General features: G+C 73.2%; 16 protein-coding genes and 2 tRNA genes. 11 read left to right on the top strand and 7 right to left on the bottom strand.

What is annotated here, in order from left to right; all coding sequences use genetic code 11:
• Window positions 1-172: 172 nt before the first annotated feature.
• The 4 genes from ABT015_RS24750 (at window position 173) to ABT015_RS24765 (ending at window position 4,377) form a co-directional block, all read left to right on the top strand.
• On the top strand, window positions 173-1,153 hold the full coding sequence (locus ABT015_RS24750) for an ABC transporter permease (protein WP_350882603.1): 981 nt from the start codon (window positions 173-175) through the stop codon (window positions 1,151-1,153).
• 16 nt (window positions 1,154-1,169) lie between these two features.
• Window positions 1,170-2,099 (top strand): ABC transporter permease, encoded by a 930-nt coding sequence (locus ABT015_RS24755; RefSeq protein WP_350882605.1) that lies wholly within the window; start codon window positions 1,170-1,172, stop codon window positions 2,097-2,099.
• Window positions 2,096-4,177 carry an ABC transporter ATP-binding protein gene (locus ABT015_RS24760; RefSeq protein WP_350882607.1) on the top strand — a complete coding sequence of 694 codons (2,082 nt, stop codon included), beginning with the start codon at window positions 2,096-2,098 and terminating at the stop codon, window positions 4,175-4,177. The genes ABT015_RS24755 and ABT015_RS24760 overlap by 4 nt, the downstream gene beginning before the upstream one ends.
• Before the next feature lie 126 nt (window positions 4,178-4,303).
• Window positions 4,304-4,377, top strand: a tRNA-Lys gene (locus tag ABT015_RS24765).
• Window positions 4,378-4,500: 123 nt separating this feature from the next.
• Here ABT015_RS24765 and ABT015_RS24770 read toward each other — a convergent pair.
• Complete coding sequence (locus tag ABT015_RS24770; RefSeq protein WP_350882609.1) at window positions 4,501-5,382, bottom strand: alpha/beta fold hydrolase; 882 nt, start codon at window positions 5,380-5,382, stop codon at window positions 4,501-4,503.
• Entirely contained in the window at window positions 5,379-6,116 is a 738-nt protein-coding gene (locus tag ABT015_RS24775) for a DUF998 domain-containing protein (RefSeq protein ID WP_350882665.1), read from the bottom strand. The genes ABT015_RS24770 and ABT015_RS24775 overlap by 4 nt, the downstream gene beginning before the upstream one ends.
• A 202-nt stretch (window positions 6,117-6,318) precedes the next feature.
• Here ABT015_RS24775 and ABT015_RS24780 point away from each other — a divergent pair.
• The 3 genes from ABT015_RS24780 (at window position 6,319) to ABT015_RS24790 (ending at window position 10,272) form a co-directional block, all read left to right on the top strand.
• Window positions 6,319-6,392 (top strand) — tRNA-Lys (locus ABT015_RS24780).
• A gap of 223 nt (window positions 6,393-6,615) precedes the next feature.
• Window positions 6,616-9,048 (top strand): transglycosylase domain-containing protein, encoded by a 2,433-nt coding sequence (locus ABT015_RS24785; protein WP_350882611.1) that lies wholly within the window; start codon window positions 6,616-6,618, stop codon window positions 9,046-9,048.
• A 156-nt stretch (window positions 9,049-9,204) separates the two neighbouring features.
• Entirely contained in the window at window positions 9,205-10,272 is a 1,068-nt protein-coding gene (locus ABT015_RS24790; RefSeq protein ID WP_350882613.1) for an EamA family transporter, read from the top strand.
• Here ABT015_RS24790 and lepB read toward each other — a convergent pair.
• Both lepB and ABT015_RS24800 read right to left on the bottom strand, forming a co-directional pair.
• On the bottom strand, window positions 10,235-11,044 hold the full coding sequence (gene lepB, locus ABT015_RS24795; protein WP_350882615.1) for a signal peptidase I: 810 nt from the start codon (window positions 11,042-11,044) through the stop codon (window positions 10,235-10,237). The two genes, ABT015_RS24790 and lepB, sit on opposite strands and share 38 nt — an antisense overlap.
• Before the next feature lie 155 nt (window positions 11,045-11,199).
• Window positions 11,200-11,535: a chorismate mutase gene (locus ABT015_RS24800; RefSeq protein WP_350882617.1), complete on the bottom strand. Its 336-nt coding sequence runs from the start codon at window positions 11,533-11,535 to the stop codon at window positions 11,200-11,202.
• Window positions 11,536-11,808: 273 nt separating this feature from the next.
• On the opposite strand from ABT015_RS24800, the gene ABT015_RS24805 reads away from it, so the two are divergent.
• Window positions 11,809-12,234, top strand: coding sequence for an OsmC family protein (locus tag ABT015_RS24805; protein ID WP_063351385.1), 426 nt, complete (start codon window positions 11,809-11,811; stop codon window positions 12,232-12,234).
• Between the two features lie 636 nt (window positions 12,235-12,870).
• Window positions 12,871-14,829 carry a putative bifunctional diguanylate cyclase/phosphodiesterase gene (locus tag ABT015_RS24810; RefSeq protein WP_502897394.1) on the top strand — a complete coding sequence of 653 codons (1,959 nt, stop codon included), beginning with the start codon at window positions 12,871-12,873 and terminating at the stop codon, window positions 14,827-14,829.
• A 55-nt stretch (window positions 14,830-14,884) separates the two neighbouring features.
• Here the strand turns inward: ABT015_RS24810 and ABT015_RS24815 are convergent, their stop codons facing one another.
• On the bottom strand, window positions 14,885-15,976 hold the full coding sequence (locus ABT015_RS24815; RefSeq protein ID WP_350882621.1) for an LLM class flavin-dependent oxidoreductase: 1,092 nt from the start codon (window positions 15,974-15,976) through the stop codon (window positions 14,885-14,887).
• Window positions 15,977-16,555: 579 nt separating this feature from the next.
• On the opposite strand from ABT015_RS24815, the gene ABT015_RS24820 reads away from it, so the two are divergent.
• Together ABT015_RS24820 and ABT015_RS24825 are read left to right on the top strand one after the other, a co-directional pair.
• Complete coding sequence (locus tag ABT015_RS24820) at window positions 16,556-17,143, top strand: DedA family protein (RefSeq protein WP_350882667.1); 588 nt, start codon at window positions 16,556-16,558, stop codon at window positions 17,141-17,143.
• Between the two features lie 377 nt (window positions 17,144-17,520).
• Window positions 17,521-18,801: a polysaccharide deacetylase family protein gene (locus tag ABT015_RS24825; protein WP_350882623.1), complete on the top strand. Its 1,281-nt coding sequence runs from the start codon at window positions 17,521-17,523 to the stop codon at window positions 18,799-18,801.
• 104 nt (window positions 18,802-18,905) lie between these two features.
• Here ABT015_RS24825 and ABT015_RS24830 read toward each other — a convergent pair whose 3' ends face one another.
• The gene (locus tag ABT015_RS24830) at window positions 18,906-19,811 is read right to left on the bottom strand and encodes an alpha/beta hydrolase (RefSeq protein ID WP_350882625.1); all 906 of its coding nucleotides are present in this window, start codon (window positions 19,809-19,811) and stop codon (window positions 18,906-18,908) included.
• Entirely contained in the window at window positions 19,808-20,893 is a 1,086-nt protein-coding gene (locus tag ABT015_RS24835; protein ID WP_350882627.1) for a branched-chain amino acid ABC transporter permease, read from the bottom strand. The genes ABT015_RS24830 and ABT015_RS24835 overlap by 4 nt, the downstream gene beginning before the upstream one ends.
• Window positions 20,894-21,133 lie beyond the last annotated feature (240 nt).

Genomic DNA, 21,133 nt, shown 5'->3' on the forward strand with positions numbered 1-21,133 from the left:
GGCAACACTGCCGCAACACCCCGGCCGCGCACCGCTGCCAGACTCTGACCTGCGCTTTCCCCGTACCGCCTCGTCCTCCTGCCGTCCGAAGGCCTGAACGGGCCCCGACCGAAGGCCACCACCCGATGCCCACCAGACGCGTCGGCCCCTCCCCCACCCCGGGCGGCCGTTGATGCTCCGTTACCTGGCGAAGCGCCTGAGCTACTACGCGGTGCTGCTGATCGCCGCCGTCTTCCTGGCGTACGCGATCTCCGCGACCGCCCTCCAGCCGCGCACCTACTTCGACGCCAAGGTGCCCCGCCCGGCCGCCGAGTCGGTCGAGCGCCAGCTCACCGCGCTCAACCTGAACGACCGCACCCCGGTCGTCGAACGCTTCGGCCACTGGGCCGACGGGCTGCTCCACGGCGACCTCGGCCGGACCATCCACGACACCCCGGTCACCGACGACTTCGGCCGCCGGGTCTGGGTCTCGCTGCGGCTGCTGCTGCTCGGCAGCCTGCTCGGCATCGTCCTCGGCATCGCCGCCGGGGCCTGGAGCGCCGTCCGCCAGTACCGGATCTCCGACCGGCTGCTCACCGTGCTCTCCTTCGTCCTGCTCTCCACCCCGGTCTTCCTGGTCGCGCTGTTCCTCAAGAACGGCGCCATCGCCGCCAAGGACGCGGCCGGCCACGACGTCATCCCGTTCACCGGCTACGAGACCCCCGGACTGACCGGCGGCCTCGGCGCCCACCTCGCCGACTGGGCGCTGCACCTGCTGCTGCCCACCATCTCGCTCGCGCTCGGCGGCCTCGCCACCTACAGCCGCTACCAGCGCGGCACCATGCTCGACGTGCTCGGCTCCGACTACCTGCGCACCGCCGAGGCCAAGGGGCTCACCCGCCGCCGGGCGCTGGTCAAGCACGGGCTGCGGACCGCGGTGATCCCGATGTCGACCATGTTCGCCTACAGCTTCCTGGGCATCTTCACCGGCGCGATCTTCACCGAGACGATCTTCGGCTGGCACGGCATGGGCGAGTGGCTGATCCAGTCGATCAACGAACAGGACGTCAACTCGGTCGTCGCCGTCAACCTGTTCACCGCCGTCGTCGTCCTCGCCTCCGGCTTCCTCGCCGACACCCTGCACGCCGCCCTCGATCCGCGCGTGCGGTCCTGACCGGAGGTGAACTGACGTGACCACCGTCGCCGTGGAACCGGCCGCCCCGGCCGCCGCCCCCCGCACCACCGGCCGGGCCCGGCTCGTCCTCGCCCGGCTGCTGGCCGCCCGCGGGGCCGTCGCCGGAGCCGTGATCGTCCTGCTGCTGTTCGCGCTCGCCTTCGGCGGGCCGTACCTCACACCCTGGGACTACGCCGCCCCCGACTTCGGCGCGCTGCACCAACCGCCGTCCGCCGAGCACTGGTTCGGCACCAACGGGATCGGCCAGGACGTCTTCGCGCAGACCGTCCGCGGCCTGCAGAAGTCGCTGGTCATCGGCCTGCTGGTAGCCCTGTTCTCCACCGTACTGGCCTCCCTGGTCGGCGCCTGCGCCGGCTACTTCGGCGGCTGGGCCGACCGCGCGCTGATGTTCGCGGTGGACCTGCTGCTGGTCTTCCCCAGCTTCCTGATCATCACCATCGTCTCGCCCCGGCTGAAGAGCGCCGGCTGGATCGCCTTCGTGCTGCTGCTCGCCCTGTTCAACTGGATGATCACCGCCCGGGTGGTCCGCTCGATGACCATCTCGCTGCGCGAGCGCGAATTCGTCCGCGCCGCACGGTTCATGGGAGTGCGGCCGCTGCGGATCATCACCCGCCACATCCTGCCGAACGTCGCCTCCTTCCTCATCATCGACGCCACCATCGCGGTCGGCGGCGCCGTGATGAGCGAGACCGCGCTCTCCTACTTCGGCTTCGGCGTCAAACCGCCGGACGTCTCGCTCGGCACCCTGCTCGCCGCCGGAACCAGCGAAGCCCCGGTGTTCCCCTGGCTGTTCTACTTCGCCGCCGGGCTGCTGGTGCTCTTCGTCCTCGCCGTCAACCTGATCGGCGACGGGCTGCGCGACGCCCTCGACCCCACCGCCGGGGGCGCGCCCCGCCGCCGCTCCGCCCGGAGGAAGAAGCCGTGACCACCACCGTCGACACCCCGCTGCTCGCCGTCAGCGACCTGCGGGTGGACTTCGCCGGGCCGCACGGCCCCGTCCCCGCCGTCCGCGGGGTGGACCTCACCCTGCGGCGCGGCGAGACCCTCGGCATCGTCGGCGAGTCCGGCTCCGGAAAGTCCGTCACCGCGCTGTCCGTGCTCGGACTGCTGCCGAGGACGGCCGGCGTCCAGGGCTCGGTGCGACTGGACGGGCGGGAACTGGTCGGGCTGCCCGGCAAGGAACTCGCCGCGATCCGCGGCCGCCGGATCGCCATGGTCTTCCAGGACCCGCTGTCCGCCTTCACCCCGGTCTACCGGATCGGCGACCAGATCGCCGAGGCCGTCCGCATCCACCAGCGGGTCGACCGGGCCGCCGCCCGCCGCCGGGCCGCCGAACTCCTCGACCTGGTGGGCATCCCGGCCCCCGAACGGGCCCTGGACAGCTTCCCGCACGAGTTCTCCGGCGGCATGCGCCAGCGCGCGATGATCGCCATGGCGATCGCCAACGACCCCGACATCCTGCTCGCCGACGAACCGACCACCGCGCTGGACGTCACCATCCAGGCCCAGGTGCTGGACGTGCTGCGCACCGCGCAGCGGGAGACCGGCGCCGCCCTCGTCCTGGTCAGCCACGACCTCGGGGTGATCGCCGGGATGGCCGACCGGGTCGCGGTGATGTACGCGGGGCGGGTGGTCGAGACCGCCGGGGTGGACGAGCTGTTCGCGGCCCCGCGCCACCCGTACACGCTCGGCCTGATCGGCGCGGTGCCCCGGCTGGACGGGCTCGGCGGCCCGCTCGTCCCGATCCCCGGCGCACCCGCCCCGATGGCCGACCTGCCGCCGGGCTGCCCGTTCGCCGCCCGCTGTCCGCTGGCGGAGGAGCGCTGCTCGGCGGCGGAGCCGGAACTGGCCGGGGGCGACGGTCACCTGGCGGCCTGCGTCCGGTCGGCGGAGCTGGCCGAGCGGCGGCCCGCACCGGCCGACGTCTACCCGGTGCCGGCGCTTCCCGCCCCGTCGGCCGCTCCGGAGGCGCGGGGGGAGCTGGGGGACCGGAGCTCGCGGGCGCCGGTGCTGGCGGTGAGCGGCCTTGGCAAAACGTTTCCGCTCCTCAAGGGCACGGTGTTCAAGCGCCGGGTCGGCGAGGTCTACGCCGTGGACGGCGTCGACCTGGACCTCCGGGAGGGCGAAACCCTCGGCCTGGTCGGGGAGTCCGGCTCCGGCAAGTCCACCACGCTGTTCGAACTGCTGAACCTCACCGCCCCCGAGACCGGCCGGATCGAACTGCTCGGCCACGACACCGCCGAACTCTCCCGCGCCGAGGCCCACCGGCTGCGCGCCCGACTGCAGATCGTCTTCCAGGACCCGATGGCCAGCCTCGACCCGCGGATGCCGATCGGCGACATCATCGCCGAACCACTGCGCGCCCAGCACGCCGCCCGCGAGGAGATCGCCCGCCGGGTGCCCGAACTGCTGCACCAGGTCGGCCTCGACCCGGACCACGCCGCCCGCTACCCGCACCAGTTCTCCGGCGGGCAGCGCCAGCGCGTCTCCATCGCCCGGGCCCTGGCCGTCCGGCCGAAACTGCTGGTCCTGGACGAACCGGTCTCCGCCCTGGACGTCTCCATCCAGGCCGGGGTGCTCAACCTGCTGCAAACCCTCAAGGCCGAACTCGGCCTCTCCTACCTGTTCGTCTCGCACGACCTCTCGGTGATCCGGCACCTCGCCGACCGGGTCAGCGTCATGTACCTCGGGCGGACGGTCGAACAGGGCGAGGTCTCCGCCGTCTTCGACCGCCCCCGGCACCCGTACACCCGCGCGCTGCTCTCCGCCGTCCCGCTGCCCGACCCCGCTGCCGAGCGCGCCCGCGACCGCATCCTGCTCGCCGGTGACCCACCCTCCCCCACCGAGCGCCGCACCGGCTGCTCCTTCCGCACCCGCTGCCCGGTGTACGCCCGCCTCGCCGACCCGGCCGCCCGCACGCGGTGCGAACAGGAACGGCCGGCGCTCCTCGGCGACACCCCGGCACAGGACCACCAGGCGGCCTGCCACTACCCGGACTCGTAGCCGGCCGCCCGCGATCGCCGTCTGCGATCACTACGGGCGGTCACCACGGGTGATCACTGCGGGTGACCACTCGAAAGCGATTCGGCGGATCGACCGGGTGCCGTGTAAAGTTCTCCGAGTCAGCAGGCGCCGCTAGCTCAGTTGGTTAGAGCAGCTGACTCTTAATCAGCGGGTCCGGGGTTCGAGTCCCTGGCGGCGCACATGGCAAGGTCTCAGGCCGCTCACTTCGGTGGGCGGCCTGAGGCGTTTCAGCGGGCGTTTCAGCGGGCTTCGCAGCGGGTGTCCGGCCTCAGGAGGTGCCCGGCCGGGGCGGGTGTCCGGCCTCAGCCGGTGTCCAGGACGGCGGAGGCCACCGCGTCCGGGCGGTCGAACATCACCAGGTGCCCGGCCGGGGCGGTGGTCCGGTAGTCGGCCCCGAGCAGCGCCGCGAGCTCCCGCTGGCCGGCCAGCCACTCCTCGGTACGGCGGCTGCGGCAGCCGTCGTCGGCGGCGAGCACGGTGACCGGCAGGCCCTCGGGCAGCGGCCGGGTGCGCCGCAGCCCGTCCACCTCGGCGGCCAGGTCGAGGTAGCGCGCGTTCTCCCGCAACAGGGCTCGCAGGGCCCGGCCGGTGCGGTAGCAGTGCCGCACCAACGGCGCCGGGGCGAGGTCCTCGCGGCAGACCGTGGACAGCCGGGCCGTCAGCCGGCGGGCGGCCGGACCGAGCAGGTACGGCACGGCGACGGCGGTGGCGGCGCCCGCGAGCGCCCGGGCCGCCAGGTCGCGCGCGGCGGGGGCCGGGTACGGCCGGGCCGCCGGTTCGACGCTGCCGTCCACCAGGACCAGCCCGGCGGCCCGGTCGGGGTGCAGCCGGGCGAAGGCCTCGACGTGGAAGCCGGCCAGCGAGTGGCCGACGACGGTGCAGGGCCCGCGCAGCCCGAGGCCGTCCAGCACCGCGCGGATCCGCTCGGCCTCGCCGGCGGCCGTCGGGGCGGGCCGCCCGGTGGCGGGCTCGGGGGCGCTCAGCCCGTAGCCGGGCCGGTCGAAGCGGACCACGGTGCGGTAGGGCGTGAGGAAGGGGACGACCAGGTCCCAGTCGAACCAGCTGCTGCCGAGGCCCCCGGTGAGCAGGCAGACCGGGCCGCTGCCCTCGGTGCGGACGTGCAGCGGGACGCCGTCCACGCGCAGGAAGCGCGCCCGGGTGCGGGGGTCGTCGGGTGCGGTCATGCCGGCTCCCGGCCCGGGGGCCGCCCGGCCGGCCGGGCCCCCCGGTGCGGCGGAGAAGCGTCGGACCAGGTGGATTCGTCGGACGGCACCCCCGCGGGGAGGGCCAGGCTCAGTGCCAGGACAGCCAGCCAGAGCGCCACCAGCAGCACCTGGAGCCGCTGGCCGGCCCCGAGCGCCCAGGTGCCACGCCCAGCCTCGAAGGCGGCGATCGCGGCCAGGCTCCAGCCGGTGGCCAGCAGTTCGGCGCCGAGCAGCCAGGGCCCGATCCGGCGCACCGGCGGCCACCAGCCGTAGCGGCGGGCGGCGACGGTGAGCGCGGCCAGCCCGGTGAGCGCACCGAGCATGGCGAGGCTGCTGGTGACGGCGTGCGCGGTGTGGGTGGCGGGGACGAGCCCGGCGGTCTCACGGGCGGCGCACATCTCGTCGCTGGTGGGGGCGCAGCTGAGCGGCAGCCGGGAGTCGGCGGCGGTCGCCGCACCGAACAGGGCGAGGGCGGACCAGCCGACCACCGCCCACCCGCGCCGGGCACCGCGCGGCCCGGCCTGCCCGCCGGCGAGGGCGGTGACGGCGGCGGCGAGCACGCAGAGCCCGGCGACCAGGTCGGTGGCCCGGAACAGGCCGCCCAGCGGCTGGTCCTCGGCCGCGAGTTCGCTGATGTACGCCTGCACCGGGTCGAGTCCGGTGCTCAGCACGACCTCCAGCACCCACGCGGTGTACGCCGTGGCGCTCAGCATCAGCAGCGCGGCGACCGCCTTCCGCGCGTTCGGGTGTCCGGGCTTGGGGCTGGGCACCGTTCCACCCTAACCGGCGGCGAACTGCACCCCAACCGGGCGGAAACGGACACCTCGGCGGCGGGTCGGTTCCCGCGCGGCCGCGGGCGGTTCCGGGCGGTTCGAGGCACCCGCCGGGACCGTGTATTGTTTTCCAGGTCAGCAGGCGCCGCTAGCTCAGTTGGTTAGAGCAGCTGACTCTTAATCAGCGGGTCCGGGGTTCGAGTCCCTGGCGGCGCACAGACATTTGGGGAGCCTCTCGCAGCAGCGAGGGGCTCCTCAATTTTTTGGCCCTCGACGTCCGTTTTGCGTGTGATGTCGGTCTCGATTGCCGTTCCGGTGGAGCCAATCGGCCCGCCCCGCTCGTCCAGGGCAGTAAACCGGAATCGGGACAAAGGTCCCTAACCGCCGATGTCCCCGTCCGTGCAGGCTGACCCGGTCCGCCCGCAGGAAAGGCCGCGCCTTGTCCGAGAACGCCCAGAGCGGCCGTCGCACGCCGTCGACAGGCCTCCGACCGGTCAAACGCTTCAAGCGCGCCGCCCCCGTGACCGGCGGCAGGAAGCCCCGCCGCCCGAAGCGCACCGGCTGGCGCCGGCTGATCCCCACCTGGCGGATGAGCCTGCTCGGCCTCGCCGCGGCCCTGCTGCTCGGTGTCGGCCTGTTCGTGCTCGGGGTCACGCTGGTGAAGGTCCCCGACGCGCACGCCGCCGCGACCGCGCAGAGCAACACCTGGCTCTACGCCGACGGCTCCGTGATCACCCGCACCGGCCAGACCAACCGGCAGAACGTCAGCCTGGACAAGGTCTCCCCCGCCGCCCAGCACGCCGCACTGGCCGCCGAGGACCGCAACTTCTACCACGAGGGCGCCGTCAACGTGCAGGGCCTGCTCCGGGCCGCGGTCAACACCGCCAAGGGCGCGGGCACCCAGGGCGGCTCCACGATCACCCAGCAGTACGTGAAGAACACGTACCTGAACCAGAAGCAGTCGGTCACCCGCAAGGTGAAGGAACTCTTCATAGCCATCAAGGTGGACGCCACCGAGAGCAAGGACGACGTCCTCTCCGGCTACCTGAACACCTCCTACTACGGCCGCGGCGCCTACGGCATCCAGGCCGCCGCCCACGCGTACTTCGGCGTCGACGCCTCCGCGCTCACCCCCGCCCAGGGCGCCTACCTGGCCACCCTGCTGAACGCCCCGAGCGCCTACGACGTGGCCACCGCGACCCCGGCCGGCAAGCAGAACGCCGTCAACCGCTGGAACTACGTGCTGGACGGCATGGTCAAGGAGGGCTGGCTCTCCGCCGAGGAACGGTCCGCCACCACCTTCCCGGACGTCAAGGACCCGCAGCCCAACCCGGGCCTGTCCGGCCAGACCGGCTACCTGGTGAACGAGGCCACCCAGTACCTCACCTCGAACCAGGTCATCAGCGAGACCGAGCTGGCCAAGGGCGGCTACACGATCAAGCTGAGCATCGACCCGGCCCGCCAGCAGGCCCTCCAGGACTCCGTCCAGGCGCAGCTGCGCGACACCCTGAACCCGGACAAGCGGAAGAAGGACGCGGCCGCCCAGGCCGGCGCGGTCTCCGTGGACCCGAAGACCGGCGCGGTCGTCGCCCTCTACGGCGGCGTCGACTACGTCAAGCACTACGTCGACAACGCGACCCGGCGGGACTACCAGGCCGGCTCGACCTTCAAGGCGATCGCCCTGGCGGCCGCGTTCGAGAACAACGCCAAGACCCAGGACGGCCGGACCGTCACCCCGCGCACCGTCTACGACGGCACCAGCGGCCGCAAGGTCCGCGGCGGCAAGGGCACCCCGTACGCGCCGCCGAACGAGGGCGACCGGAGCTACGGCCAGATCTCCCTCCAGCAGGCCACCGACTGGTCGGTCAACTCGGCGTTCGCCCAGCTGGCCCAGGACACCGGGCTCCAGAAGGTCAAGGACACCGGCATCGCGCTGGGCCTGCCCGGCAGCACCCCGGGCCTCGACCCGGTGCCGTCCATCCCGCTCGGCGCGGCCACCCCGAGCGTGCTCGACATGGCCGGCGTGTACGCGGCGCTGGACAACGGCGGCAAGCAGATCACCCCGTGGCTGGTGCAGTCCGTGGACCGCGAGGGCGAGGCCGTCCCGCTGCCCGCGCACAAGACCACGCAGGCGATCAGCACGGACACCGCGAACCAGGTCACCTCGATGCTCCAGGGCGTGGTGACCGACCCGGGCGGCACCGGCTGGCGGGCCAAGGCACTGGGCCGCCCGGTGGCCGGCAAGACCGGCACCACCGACGACCAGAAGTCGGTCTGGTTCGTCGGCTACACCCCCGAGCTGGTCACCTCGGTGGCCCTGTTCGGCCAGGACCCGGGCAGCGGGGCCCAGGTCAGCCTGAGCGGCGTCGGCGGGATCGACGGCGCGGCGGGCGGCCAGTTCCCGGCGCAGATCTGGACCAGCTACATGAAGGCGGCGCTCAAGGGCGTGCCGGTCAGCGACTTCCAGACCCCGGCCGACGGCGGCGACTCCTCCGGCGCCGCCGATCTGCCGACGGCCCCGTCCTCGCCGAGCAGCACCCCGTCGACCGGGACCGGCTCGAACGGCGCCTCGACCGCCCCCGCGGCGCCGACCACCCCGCCGAGCGACGGCGCCGGCCCCGGGGCCGGCTCGGGCCCGACCACGCCGACCGGCGGCTCGAACTCCGGCGGCGGCGGCGGTGTGACCAGCCCGCCGACCGCGCCCCCGGCCACCCAGCAGCCGACCACCCCGCCGCCGACGCGGCCCACCGGGCGGCCCACCGGAAGGCCGACCTCCTCCACCGGCCCGACCACGGCGCCGACCACGCAGCCGACCACCCAGCCCACGGGCGGGTCGGACACGCTCACCGGGGCGGGGGCGAACGCCGGGTAGCGGCGGCGGGGGCGCCCGGGCGAAGCGAGGGGGCGCCCGGGCGGCGCGGGGTCGGGCGCGGCCCGGGTGAGTGCGCCGCTGCGCACAGTTCCGTGCAGGACCAAATGACGGAATGGCACCTTACTGAACGCCCGGTATGACTGTCACAATGCGTCGGTGCACAGATCAACGGCCTCGCCCACCCTCCCCACGGGCAGAACCCTCGGCCTCAGCCTCGCGCTGGTCTCCGCGTTCGCCTTCGGCGGCTCCGGCACCGCCGCGAAACCGCTGATCGAGGCCGGCCTCTCACCGCTGCACGTGGTGTGGCTCCGGGTCACCGGCGCCGCCGTGGCCCTGCTCCCCATCGCCTACCGCCACCGGGACGCCGTCCTGCGCCGCCCCGGCCTGCTGATCGGGTTCGGCCTGCTCGCCGTGGCCGGCGTCCAGGCCTGTTACTTCGCGGCGATCTCCCGCATCCCGGTCGGCGTCGCCCTGCTCATCGAGTACCTCGGACCGCCACTGCTCATCGGCTACGTCAAGCTCGTCCAGCGCAAGCCGATCGGCCGGGGCGCCGCGATCGGCGCCGGCGTCGCGGTCGCCGGGCTGGCCTGCGTGGTGGAGGTCTGGAACGGCCTGAGCTTCGACGCGCTGGGCGTGCTCTTCGCCCTCGGCGCGGCCTGCTGCCAGGTCGGCTACTTCGTGCTCGCCGACGCCGGACGCCGGGGCGAGCACCCGGTCGACCCGCTGGCGGTCAGCGCGTTCGGACTGCTGATCGGCGCCGTCCTGCTCACCGTCTTCACCCGGCCCTGGCAGGCCGACTGGAGCACGCTCGGCGGATCCGTGGTGATGAACGGGCACACCCTGCCCGCGCTGTTCCCAGCCGCCTGGATGATCCTGATCGCGACCGTGCTCGCCTACCTGACCGGCGTGATCGCCGTCGGGCACCTCTCGCCCCCGGTCGCCGGGGTGGTGGCCAACCTGGAGGCGGTCGTCGCCACCGTGCTGGCCTGGGTACTGCTCGGCGAGCACCTCGGTCTGCCGCAGATCGCGGGCGGCCTGCTCGTGCTGACCGGCGCCTTCGCGGCGCAGACCGGCAAGCCGGCGGCCGCGGACGCCCGGGGTGCTCGGGATCCTCGGAACGCTCCGGACGCCCGGGACGCCCCGGATGCTCCGGGCACCCCGGAGCGGGTCGCCGCCGAACGGCAGGTCAGCGGCCGACCCAGCCGAACCAGTCGAGGTGATTGAGCGGCCACACCACGGCCGACACCGGCCCGACCACGTTGTCCACCGGCACGGCCCCGCCCCCCGGACCGCGCTGGTGGTAGCGGGAGTCCGCCGAGTCGCTCCGGTGGTCGCCCTCGACCCAGACGTGGCCCGAGGGCACCGTCACCGGCCCGAAGTCCAGGCCCGCGCAGGAGTCGTCACCGGGGTGCAGGTACGGCTCGTCGACCTTCTTCCCGTCGACGGTCAGCGTGGTGCCCGTGCACTGCACGGTCTGGCCGCCGGTCGCGATGACCCGCTTGACCAGGTAGTTGTCGTCCTTCGGCGGCACCAGGCCGACGAAGCTCAGCACCGAGCTGACCGTGTTGGTGAACGGGTTCGAGTCGACGGGCTGCGGCGGGAGCCAGCCACCCGGATCCTTGAACACCACCGGCTGCCCGGGTTCCGGCTTCCAGCCGGTCAGCGGCGCCAGCTTGTTCACGCCCACCCGGTCACCGATCCGCAGCGTGTTCTCCATCGAGCCGGACGGGATGGTGAACACCTGGAACAGGCAGGTCTTGATCAGCAGCGCGACCACCAGGCCCACCGCCGCCATCGCCGGGATCTCGATCCACCAGGGCCGGGGCCTGCGCCCGGTCCGCCGGGCCTTGCGCCCGCGCGAACCGCGCGCACGGCGGCGGGCCTCGGCGCGGCCTCCGGGCGCGTCAGGGGCGTCGGAAGCACCGGGGCCGCGTCCGGCGGCGGGGGCCGGACCGGACCCGGCATCGCTCGGCGTTTCGGGCAGGTTCACCGCCATCGTCGCTGCTCCACCTCTCCGGCTGGGGGAACCTGCACGCTACGCCAACCCCGGAGCCTCACGAAATCCGGCGTTTAGCCGCCCCCGACAAGTCCGGACCGGGCGACGCCGGGGCCGTCCTCGACGGCTCACCACCGGCCCCCTCAGAGGTGCTCTCAAGCGCGGGCGATGGCCTCGTGGTGCCGGATGACCTCGGCGATGATGAAAGTCAGGAACTTCTCGGCGAAGACCGGGTCCAGCTTGGCCCCGGCGGCCAGCTCCCGCAGCCGCTTGATCTGGTCGCGCTCACGCGCCGGATCGGCCGGCGGCAGCTTGTGCTCGGCCTTGAGCCGGCCGACCCGCTGGGTCGCCTTGAAGCGCTCGGCCAGCATGTGGACCACCGCGGCATCGATGTTGTCGATGCTCTCGCGCAGGCTGGTCAGCTCCGCCCGCACGGCGGCGTCGACCCCGTCGGTCGGGCCTGCGTCGGGGGTCGTGGGGTGGTCCGTCATCGGGGCGGCTCCCGGTGTCTGAAATGGGCACCCGGCCGTACGGCGGCCGGGCTCGGGCCCGGGCAAATCTAACAGGGCCCCCGTGGTGGAGCCTCACCTTTTGGCGGATCCGTCCACAATCCGGACATTGCCCGCCCCGCCCGGCGCCCCGCCCCGCGCCTCGCCGATCCGGGCCCGTGCCGCCCCGGGCCGAACCGGGGCCGCCCCGTAGGCTGGTGCGCGCATGACCGGAAGTGACGACTCAGCAGTCCCTCAGTAATGGAGGTACCGATCGTGGCAACCACCCGCACCGCCCGCACCGCTTGGGAAGGCAACCTGCTCGACGGCAAGGGGCAGGTGACCTTCGCCTCGTCCGGGATCGGCGAGTACCCCGTCTCCTGGCCGGCCCGGGCCGAACAGCCCAACGGCAAGACCAGCCCGGAGGAGCTGATCGCCGCCGCTCACTCCGCGTGCTTCTCGATGGCCCTCTCGCACGGCCTGACCGGCGCCGGCACCCCGCCCGTCAAGCTGGACACCCAGGCCGACGTCACCTTCCAGCCCGGCACCGGCATCACCGGCATCCACCTGACCGTCACCGGCGAGGTGCCCGGACTGGACGAGGCCGACTTCACCAAGGCCGCCGAGGACGCCAAGGCCAACTGCCCGGTCAGCAAGGCGCTCACCGGCACCACCATCACCCTCACCGCCAAGCTGGCCTGACGCCCCGACGGGTCCCGACGGATCCCAGCGCGCTCCGGCCGCTCCGGGCGCGCGGTCGGCGCCCGGGGGCGCGATCTCGGCGCACGCGCCCCTGGCGCACATCATGTGATGTGCACCGGGGGCGTCTGCACGTACCGCCGCACATGATCACAAAGCGGGCGAATCACCCTGGCGGCGGTCACCGCGCGTTGCCGCCGCGGCCTATGATCGGCCGCAGCGCCCTGTTCTTCACGCGGGTCTCCGCGCGACAGCGCCCCACGGCGGGCGCCCCGCACCGGACCGACTCCGAGGACCTCGACAGAGTGCGGAGCCGGCCGCCGGAGTCCCGATTGGCCGGCCGGACCAGCATCCAGCGTCAGCAGCGGACGGGAGCATGCCGTGCCGGGCCAGAACGAGGGGGCCGACGCACACCACCCGGGCGTGCGGCACGAGGAAACACCGCACCACCGACACCTCACAACACCCCTCCTGGGCCCGAACATCAGCACCGTCGGTCCGGCCAGTCCGGTTGGTTCGGCCAGTCCGGTCGGTCCGATCGGCGTCGCCGGTTCCGTCACGGCCGTCGGTGCTGCCGCGACCGGCGGCCGGGCCGTCGGCACGGCGGGTGCGACGAGAACCGTGCTGGACGACCCCGGGATGCTGCTCTGCCCCACCTGCTCGGCACCGCTGACCGACGGCCCCCACCGGAGCGCCGTCGACGGCCCCGGCCAGGAGAACGGCGGGAACGACCGGCTGCTGGCCGCGCTGCGGGCCAGCGAATCCCGATTCCGGGCCGCCTTCTGCGACGCGGTCATCGGGATGGCCCTGATCGACCCCGAGGACCGGATCATCGAGGTCAACCCCGCCTTCGCCGCCCTGATCGGACGCGGCGTCGGCGAACTGGTCCGCACCCACCTGCACGAGATCATCGATCCGGAGGGCATGCCACACCGGCTCTTCCCCGAACTCGTCCACGGCGGGCGGGAGCGGTTCCGCGTGGAAAAGCAGCTCAAGCACCGCGAGGGCCGCACCGTCTGGAGCAAGGTCACGGTCTCGCTGATCCGGGACGGCGCCGGCCAGCCGCTCTACACCCTCGCGCTGGTGGAGGACATCACCGAGCAGCGCCGCCTCGGTGACCGTCTGGAGTACCAGGCCCTGCACGACCCGCTCACCCGGCTGCCCAACCGGACGTCCTTCTTCGAACGGCTCGACGCCGCCTGCGTCACGGCCACCGGGGCCACCGGAACTGCCGAACCCGCCGAGGCTCCCGACACCGCCGGCACTACTGACGCCACCGACACCACCGACACCAGCGACACCGTCCTCGCAGCGGCGGACGGGCGCCGGGTCGGCGTCTGCTACCTGGACCTCGACGGCTTCGCGGCGATCAACGAGACGCTCGGGCACCACATCGGCGACCAGTTGCTGATCGCCGTCGCCGCCCGGCTGCGCGGCGGGTTCTCCGGGCACGACGCCCACCTGGTGGCCCGGATGGGCGGTGACGAGTTCGCCGTCCTGGTCACCGACAGCCGGGGCAGCGACCAACTGACCGACCTGGCCGCCCGAATCCTCCAGGAACTGGAACACCCCTTCGACATCGCCGGACACCGGCTGGTCATCACGGCCAGCGTCGGCGTCGTCGAACGGTCCGTGCACGAGACCACCCCCACCGACCTGGTCAAGGACGCCGACGCCACGCTCTACTGGTCCAAGGCCGACGGCCGCGCCCGCTGGACCCTCTACGACCCGGACCGCGGCGCCCACCAGCTGACCCGCCAGCTCCTCGCCACCGCACTGCGGCCCGCCCTGGAGCGCGGCGAGTTCACCATCGAGTACCAGCCGCTGGTCGGCCTGGCCGACGGAGCCGTCCACGGCGCGGAGGCCCTCGTCCGCTGGCGCCACCCCCGCTACGGGACGCTCTCGCCGGACCGCTTCATCCCGCTCGCCGAGGAGACCGGCGCGATCGTTCCCCTCGGCACCTGGGTACTGGAGGAGTCCTGCCGTCAGGCCCGGCAGTGGCTCACCGAGTTCCCCGAGACCGAGACCTTCGTGAGCGTCAATCTGGCCGCCCGCCAGATCTGGGACTCCGACGTGGTCGCCGACGTCGCCCGCGCCCTCGAACGCACCGGACTGCCGGCCCGGCTGCTCCAGCTGGAGATCACCGAGAGCGCCCTGCTCGGCCCCGGCGGACGGCCGTTGCAGGCGCTCCAGGCGCTCGCGGACATGGGCGTGCGGATCGCGATCGACGACTTCGGCACCGGCTACTCCAACCTGGCCTACCTCTCCCGGCTGCCGGTGCACGTCCTGAAGCTCGACGGCACCTTCATCGAGGGGTTCCGCGACCCGGCCCCGGCGACGAACCCTTCGGAGCTCCCCGAGCTCGGCTCCCGCCGCAGCGACGCCGACGAGCAGATCGTGGGCGCGATGGTACAGCTGGCCCACACCCTCGGCCTGACCGTCACCGCCGAGGGCATCGAGAGCGCCGCGCAGGCCGAACGGCTACGACTGACCGGCTGCGACACCGCCCAGGGCTGGTACTTCGCCCGGCCGGGGGAGGCCGAGCTCGTCGCCGCCATACTCCGCGAGGGCCGCCCCGGCCCGGACACCAGCCGGTAACCCGGGACCGGTCCGGCCTCCCGCGTCCAGACCTCCCGTGCTCGGGCCTCGGCCGTCAGACTTCCGCCGTCAGGCCGTACGCCTCGGCGATCAGGCCGTAGGAGCGGAGCCGGGCCTCGTGGCCGTGGATGTGCGAGGTGACCATCAGCTCGTCCACGCCCGTCCGCTTGCGCAGGGCCTCCAGCCCGTCCGCGACCTCGCCCGGGGCGCCGAGCACCACGTTGTCGAGCCAGCTGTCGATGAACTCCGCCTCGGCTGGGCTGTACGGGTAGGCCTCGGCCTCCTCCGGGGTGGGGATCGGGCCGGGGTTGCCGCGCCGCAGCCGGAGCATGCCGAGGGCCGCGGAGCGGGCGAGGCGACGGGCCGCGCCCTCGTCCTCGGCGGCGACCGCGCTCACACCGATCAGCGCGTAGGGCTCGGCGAGCACCGCGGAGGGCCGGAAGGACTCCCGGTAGAGGTCGAGCGCCGGGATGGTGTTGACGCTGCTGAAGTGGTGGGCGAAGGCGAACGGCAGGCCGAGGCGGCCGGCCAGCTGGGCGCTGAAGCCGGAGGACCCGAGCAGCCAGACCGGCGGGCGCCCGTCGCCCTGGGGAACGGCGGTCAGCTGGGCGTAGGGGTGGCCGGAGGGGAAGTCGCCGTCGAGGAAGTGGGTCAGCTCGGCGAGCTGCTGCGGGAAGTCGTCGGCGCCCTCGGCGCGACCGCGGCGCAGCGCCCGGGCGGTGGCCGGGTCGGTGCCGGGGGCGCGGCCGAGCCCCAGGTCGATCCGGCCCGGGTGCAGGGCCTCCAGCAGGCCGAACTGCTCGGCGATGGCCAGCGGGGCGTGGTTGGGGAGCATCACCCCGCCCGAGCCCAGCCGCAGGGTCGTGGTGTTGGCGCCGAGGTGGGCGAGCAGGACGGCCGGGGTGGAGCTGGCCACTCCCGGCATGCCGTGGTGCTCGGCCACCCAGAAGCGGTGGTAGCCCCACTGCTCGGCGTTGCGGGCCAGCGTGGTGGTCGCGGCCAGGGCCTCGGCGGGCGTGTAGCCGACGCCCACGGTGGCCAGGTCGAGGATGGAGAGCGGGGCGGGCGCCGTGCCGCGGGCTGTGCCCCGGATCGCCGCGCCGGTCCGCGGTTCGGTCGGGTGCTCCTGCTGGTCCTCGGTGGTCATGCCGTCCGCCCTTCTGGCTTTCGTGAGCCGGCCCTGGTGGGCGACCGCGGGTCTCGGGTGGCCCGGCGGTCGCTGCTGCCGACCGGGGTCAACCACCGCGCCGGGCCGGCTGTTCCCGCATCCGGCCACGTTCCGGCCTGCACGCCGGCCTCGCTCGGGCCCTGCTCGGCGCCGGCGGGCACGGTCCGGTACGGTGCCGCCGACCGACCATTCGGATGACGGAGAGCCAGCGCGCGGACACGCCTGGCGACTTCACGCCAGCGCCGGAAGTCGCCAGGCGGAGGGCTCGCGGCCGGCGGTCGGCGTCCGGCAGGCTGGTCGACAGGACCGGATCGCCCAAACAGGATCCGCGCTCCGCCAGCAAGATCGTCGGGCTGGACCAGCGCCGATCGATCCCCGCGAGCCCCCGGAGCGGCACCCCGCTCCGGGGGCTCGCGCCTTTGCGCAGGTCGGGGCCGGGGCCTGTGACCCATGGCATACCGGGGTGCTTCATGGCATGAAAAGTCGAGGCGCTAGCGTTGACCTCAGCAGCCACCTGCTCCCCCGGGCGGCGTGGAGGGAGTACAGGCCTTGAACTTCGTGGCGGCGATCGGATCCTCGTGGATCTGCGCCCTGGCGCTCTTCGCCGTGCTCGGAGACGCCCTCCTCCCCTTCATCCCCAGCGGGACACTGGTCATCCTGGCGGTGCTCAAGACGGCGCGGATCGACGGCGCCCCGGTGCTGCTCGGCCTGGGCGTGGCAGTGGCCTCGTTCCTCGGCGACCTCCTCCTCCTGCACCTCGCCCGGCGCGGCGCCCCGCTGCTCCAACGCCGGCTCGCCCAACGCCCGGAACTGGCGGCCAGCGTGACCAGGGTCCAACAGGCCCTGGTCGAACGCCCCCACGGGGCGGCCGCGGCCATGGTGGTGGTCGCCCGGTTCGTCCCGGCCGGGCGGACCGTCCTGGACGTGGCCATCGGCCACTCCCCCGCACACCCGCACCGCTTCCTGCACTGGTCGGCACTGGCGGCGCTGGTCTGGGCCGCCTACATCGTGACGCTGGGCTGGCTGAACAGCCACTGGTTCGACACCGCCTGGCTGAGCCTCGCGGTGTCCTGCACCGCCGCCACCATCGTCAGCACCGCGATCGCGCGAATAGTGCGCCGCAACCGGCGACTCGCCGCGCTCTGACCGCTGCACCTCGGCCTGCACCTCCGGCCCCGGGCACCCCGGCCACCCCTCGCCGCACCCCCACCATGGGCGCGATCTGCCCGGACGGGCGACGAGCCGTACCGAGCGATGACGAACTCTGACCCACCCCGCCGGACCGGCGGTACCGTACTCCCCTGGCGGCGCGAGGAGCGAAGCGTCACAGGACGGCAACAGACGACGAATCCTTGCAGCCCAGGCCGGCCCTGCTGACGTGTTGACTCTCGTAGAGGGTCGACGGCCTTGGTGGCCGCTGCGGCCACATGGCATGCTAACGGCGGAAAATTCATCAATTGCCCGATTTGACCGGTGCGGCCCCGGGCCGCCCTCACCACCGGCATCGGCACCCAGGGGAGACCATGACCAGCATCTCGCGCAGGACGGTGCTCAGTGCGACCGCTGCGACCGCGGCCCTCGGCGCGGTCGCGGCCTGTTCCAGCAGCGGATCCGGTTCGAGCCAGAACTCCTCCTCCCCCACGACCGGCGACAGCCCCGGCACCACCCCGGCGGGCACGACCGACCCGACCAAGACGGGGGTGCCCAAGGGCACTCCGATCGGCGACGGCTCCAATGCCGACACCGGCCCGCAGCCGAACCAGCCGAAGCCCGAGAAGCTCAAGCCCGGTGAGCGGCCGCCGCAGTTCGTGGTGTTCTCCTGGGACGGCGCGGGTGGCACCGACGACGGCCAGTTCCCCCGCTTCCTCAAGCTGGCGGAGCAGTACAAGGCCACGATGACCTTCTTCCTCTCCGGGATCTACGCCCTGCCCAAGGGCAAGGCCGACCTGTACCACCCGCCGAAGCACTCGGTCGGCGCCTCCGACATCCCGTACCTGTCGGACGGCGCGGTCAAGAGCACGCTCAAGCTCGTCAGCCAGGCGTGGCTGGCCGGGCACGAGATCGGCACCCACTTCAACGGGCACTTCTGCTCCAGCCGCCCGGACAAGAACGGGGTCAACATGTGGACCCCGGAGGACTGGCAGAGCGAGATCGACCAGGCGATCGGCTTCGTGACCCAGTGGCGGACCAACACGGGCTTCACCGACGTCGACCCGCTGCCCTTCGACTACAAGAAGGAGCTCATCGGCGGCCGCACCCCCTGTCTGGAAGGTCAGAAGGCGCTCCTGCCGACCGTCGCGAAGCTGGGCTGGAAGTACGACGCCAGTTCCTCCGGCGGCCTGCAGATATGGCCGCAGAAGGTGCAGGACGGCAAGGTCTGGGACTTCCCGCTGCAGTCCATCCCGTTCCCCGGGCACACCTTCCAGGTGCTGTCGATGGACTACAACATCCTGGCCAACCAGTCCGCGGGCAGCACCAAGGGTGACCCGTCCAAGTACAACGACTGGCGCACCCAGGCCAAGGACTCCTACTTGGCCGGCTTCGACCGCGCCTACAACAGCAACCGTGCGCCGTTCTTCATCGGCAACCACTTCGAGCAGTGGAACGGCGGCATCTACATGGACGCCGTCGAGGAGACCCTCAAGACCATCGCGGGCAAGCCGGACGTCCGGCTGGTCTCCTTCAGGCAGCTGGTCGAGTGGCTGGAGGTGCAGGACCAGTCCACCCTGCGCAAGCTGCGCACGCTCAACGTCGGCCAGGCGCCGAGCGGCGGTTGGGAGACCTTCCTCGGCACCGCGGGCTGAGACGGGCCGACCGAACAGGGGCGGACCGAGCAGGGCAGAAGGAGACGGGTGCGGCCGGTGGGGTGGACGGACCCCACCGGCCGCCGTCGTCGGGGCCGGGCCAGCTACCCCGCAGCGGTGACGTCCGCGAGCAGGCCGCGAACGATGCGCTCGGCCCCCGGCTCTCCCCAGAGGATCGAGTAGTGGTTGGTGTCCGGCACCAGCGAGGCCGGCACCCGCTCCTGGTCCAGCCCGGCCAGCCCGATCCGCTGGTGGTCGTAGAGGCCCTGGGGCTCGTCGAGCAGACCGCGCTCGGCCCAGAGCAGTTCGGCCGGGCAGGGCAGCCGGTGCACGGCGGTGGCCGCGTCCCGGTCCAGCAGGACCTCGGCGCCGTCGGTCTGTACGGCTTCCAGCACGCAGGAGGAGCGCAGTTCGGGCTCGACGCCGACCAGGTCCCGCTGGGTGTAGGCGTCGATCTCCGCCGACCAGGCCGTCCCGAAGGCCGGATGCCGCTGCCAGAACTCCCGGTAGGCATCCCGGTCCGGGAAGGTCATCGACAGCCGGGCCAGCGCGGGGCCGAGCACCGCGGCCAGCGCGTCCTCCTCGCAGATGCCCTCCGGCAGCGGGAAGGTCAGCGCGCCGTCCACCAGCAGCACCCGGCGGACGAGTTCCGGGTACCGGACGGCGGCCAGGGCGGTGACCCAGGCGCCCATCGAGTGGCCGACCACGGTGGTCGGGCCCGTGCCGAGAGCCGTGATCAATACGGCCACGTCGTCGGCGTGCCGGGCCAGCCCGTACGGCCCGGCGACCGCACGGCTCCCGCCGCGCCCCCGCAGGTCGGGCGCGAGCAGGGTGACCCGCCCGGCGAGTTGGCGGGCGACCTCGTACCAGGCGAGGCCGTTGGCGGTGATGCCGTGCACCGCCACGACCGTCGGGGCGTCCGGCTCGGCGGCGGGCCAGCGCAGGACCGCCAGCTCCCCTCCGGGCACGGCGACGGTCAACTCCTCGGGCTTCAGGGGCGACTGGCTCACGCGGGGGTACCTCCGGTGGGACGGGCGGTCCGAGCGGCGGCCGGAGTGCGGACCGCACGGGCGGATCGGGCGGCGCGGATGCGGGCAGGCAGTCTAGCCAGGCCACCGGGCAGCAGGTAGACCACCGCGACGAACAGGGAGCCCAGCAGGAACAGGGGTTGGGAGAGCGGCACCCGCAGGACCGCGGGCAGGTCCGCGATCGTCGTCGAGTTGGCGAGGTCGCCGAGCCGGTGGCTGGCCCAGGTGTAGAGGACACCGCCGAGCAGCGGACCCCAGCGTGTCCCCGAGCCTCCGAGCACGACCATCACCAGCAGGGCGAGCGTGGCGTCGGAGCCGGCGGCCTGCGGGGTGGCGCCGCCGGTCAGCAGCAGGTAGACCACTCCGCCCAGCCCGGCGAGACCGCCGGCGAGGACGAAGGCGACCAACTTGTAGCCGTAGGGCCGCAGTCCGAGCACCTCCACCCGGCGCTCGTTCTCCTTGATCCCCTCCCAGACCCGGCCGGCCGGCGAGTTGACGGCCCAGTGGACCACGGCGACCGTCAGCACCAGGTAGCCGACGGCGATCCAGTAGAGGTTGGCGGTGTTCTCGATCCCGAGCAGGCCGGGGGGCAGCAGGTCGGCCGGGGCGGAGCGGCCCTCCTCACCGCCGGTGACGCCACCGGGGTTGCGCTGGACGAGGATCGAGCCGGCCTGGGCGAAGGCGAGGGTGACCATGGAGAAGCCGATGCCGGTGACGCGGAGGCTGACCGAGCCGAGCAGCAGGGCCAGCGCGACGGTGCAGGCGACGCCGAATACCGCCGCGGCGGCGAACGGCAGTCGCAGTTCCAGCATGCCGAGGTCGGTGGCGTAGAGGCCGGTCGCGAAGTAGAGAGCGTGGCCGAAGGAGAGCAGTCCGGTACGGCCGAGCAGGAGGTCGTAGCCGGAGGCGAGGGCCCCGTAGAGCAGGCACAGGGCGAGCAGTTGCAGGCTTCCGGGGCTGCCGAGCGGGCCGTCGAGCAGTCCCGGGACGGGAAGCGCACTATATGGGGCGACAAGGAGCGTGATCAGCAGGGCGATCGGCCACCAGCGTAGCGCTCTGTGCACCGGTGTCCAGCGATTAGTGACTGAATCACCTGTTCGAGGGATGGCGCCGAGGTCGGCCGTGTGTTCACAATGGGTCCCGGCAAGGCTGGTGTCAGTCCCCCTTGCCACAGTGACGGTGTTGGCGGAGCCGGTGTCAGTCCCCTCTGCCAGCATGGCGGTCATGGCAGGGCTGGTGTCAGTCCCCCCTGCCATGGTGGCGGCGCTGCGGTCGGCCGCGGGGCCACCGGTGCTCGTGATCGG

The sequence above is a fragment of the Kitasatospora sp. NPDC094016 genome, assembly GCF_040304045.1.
GTDB lineage: Bacteria > Actinomycetota > Actinomycetes > Streptomycetales > Streptomycetaceae > Kitasatospora.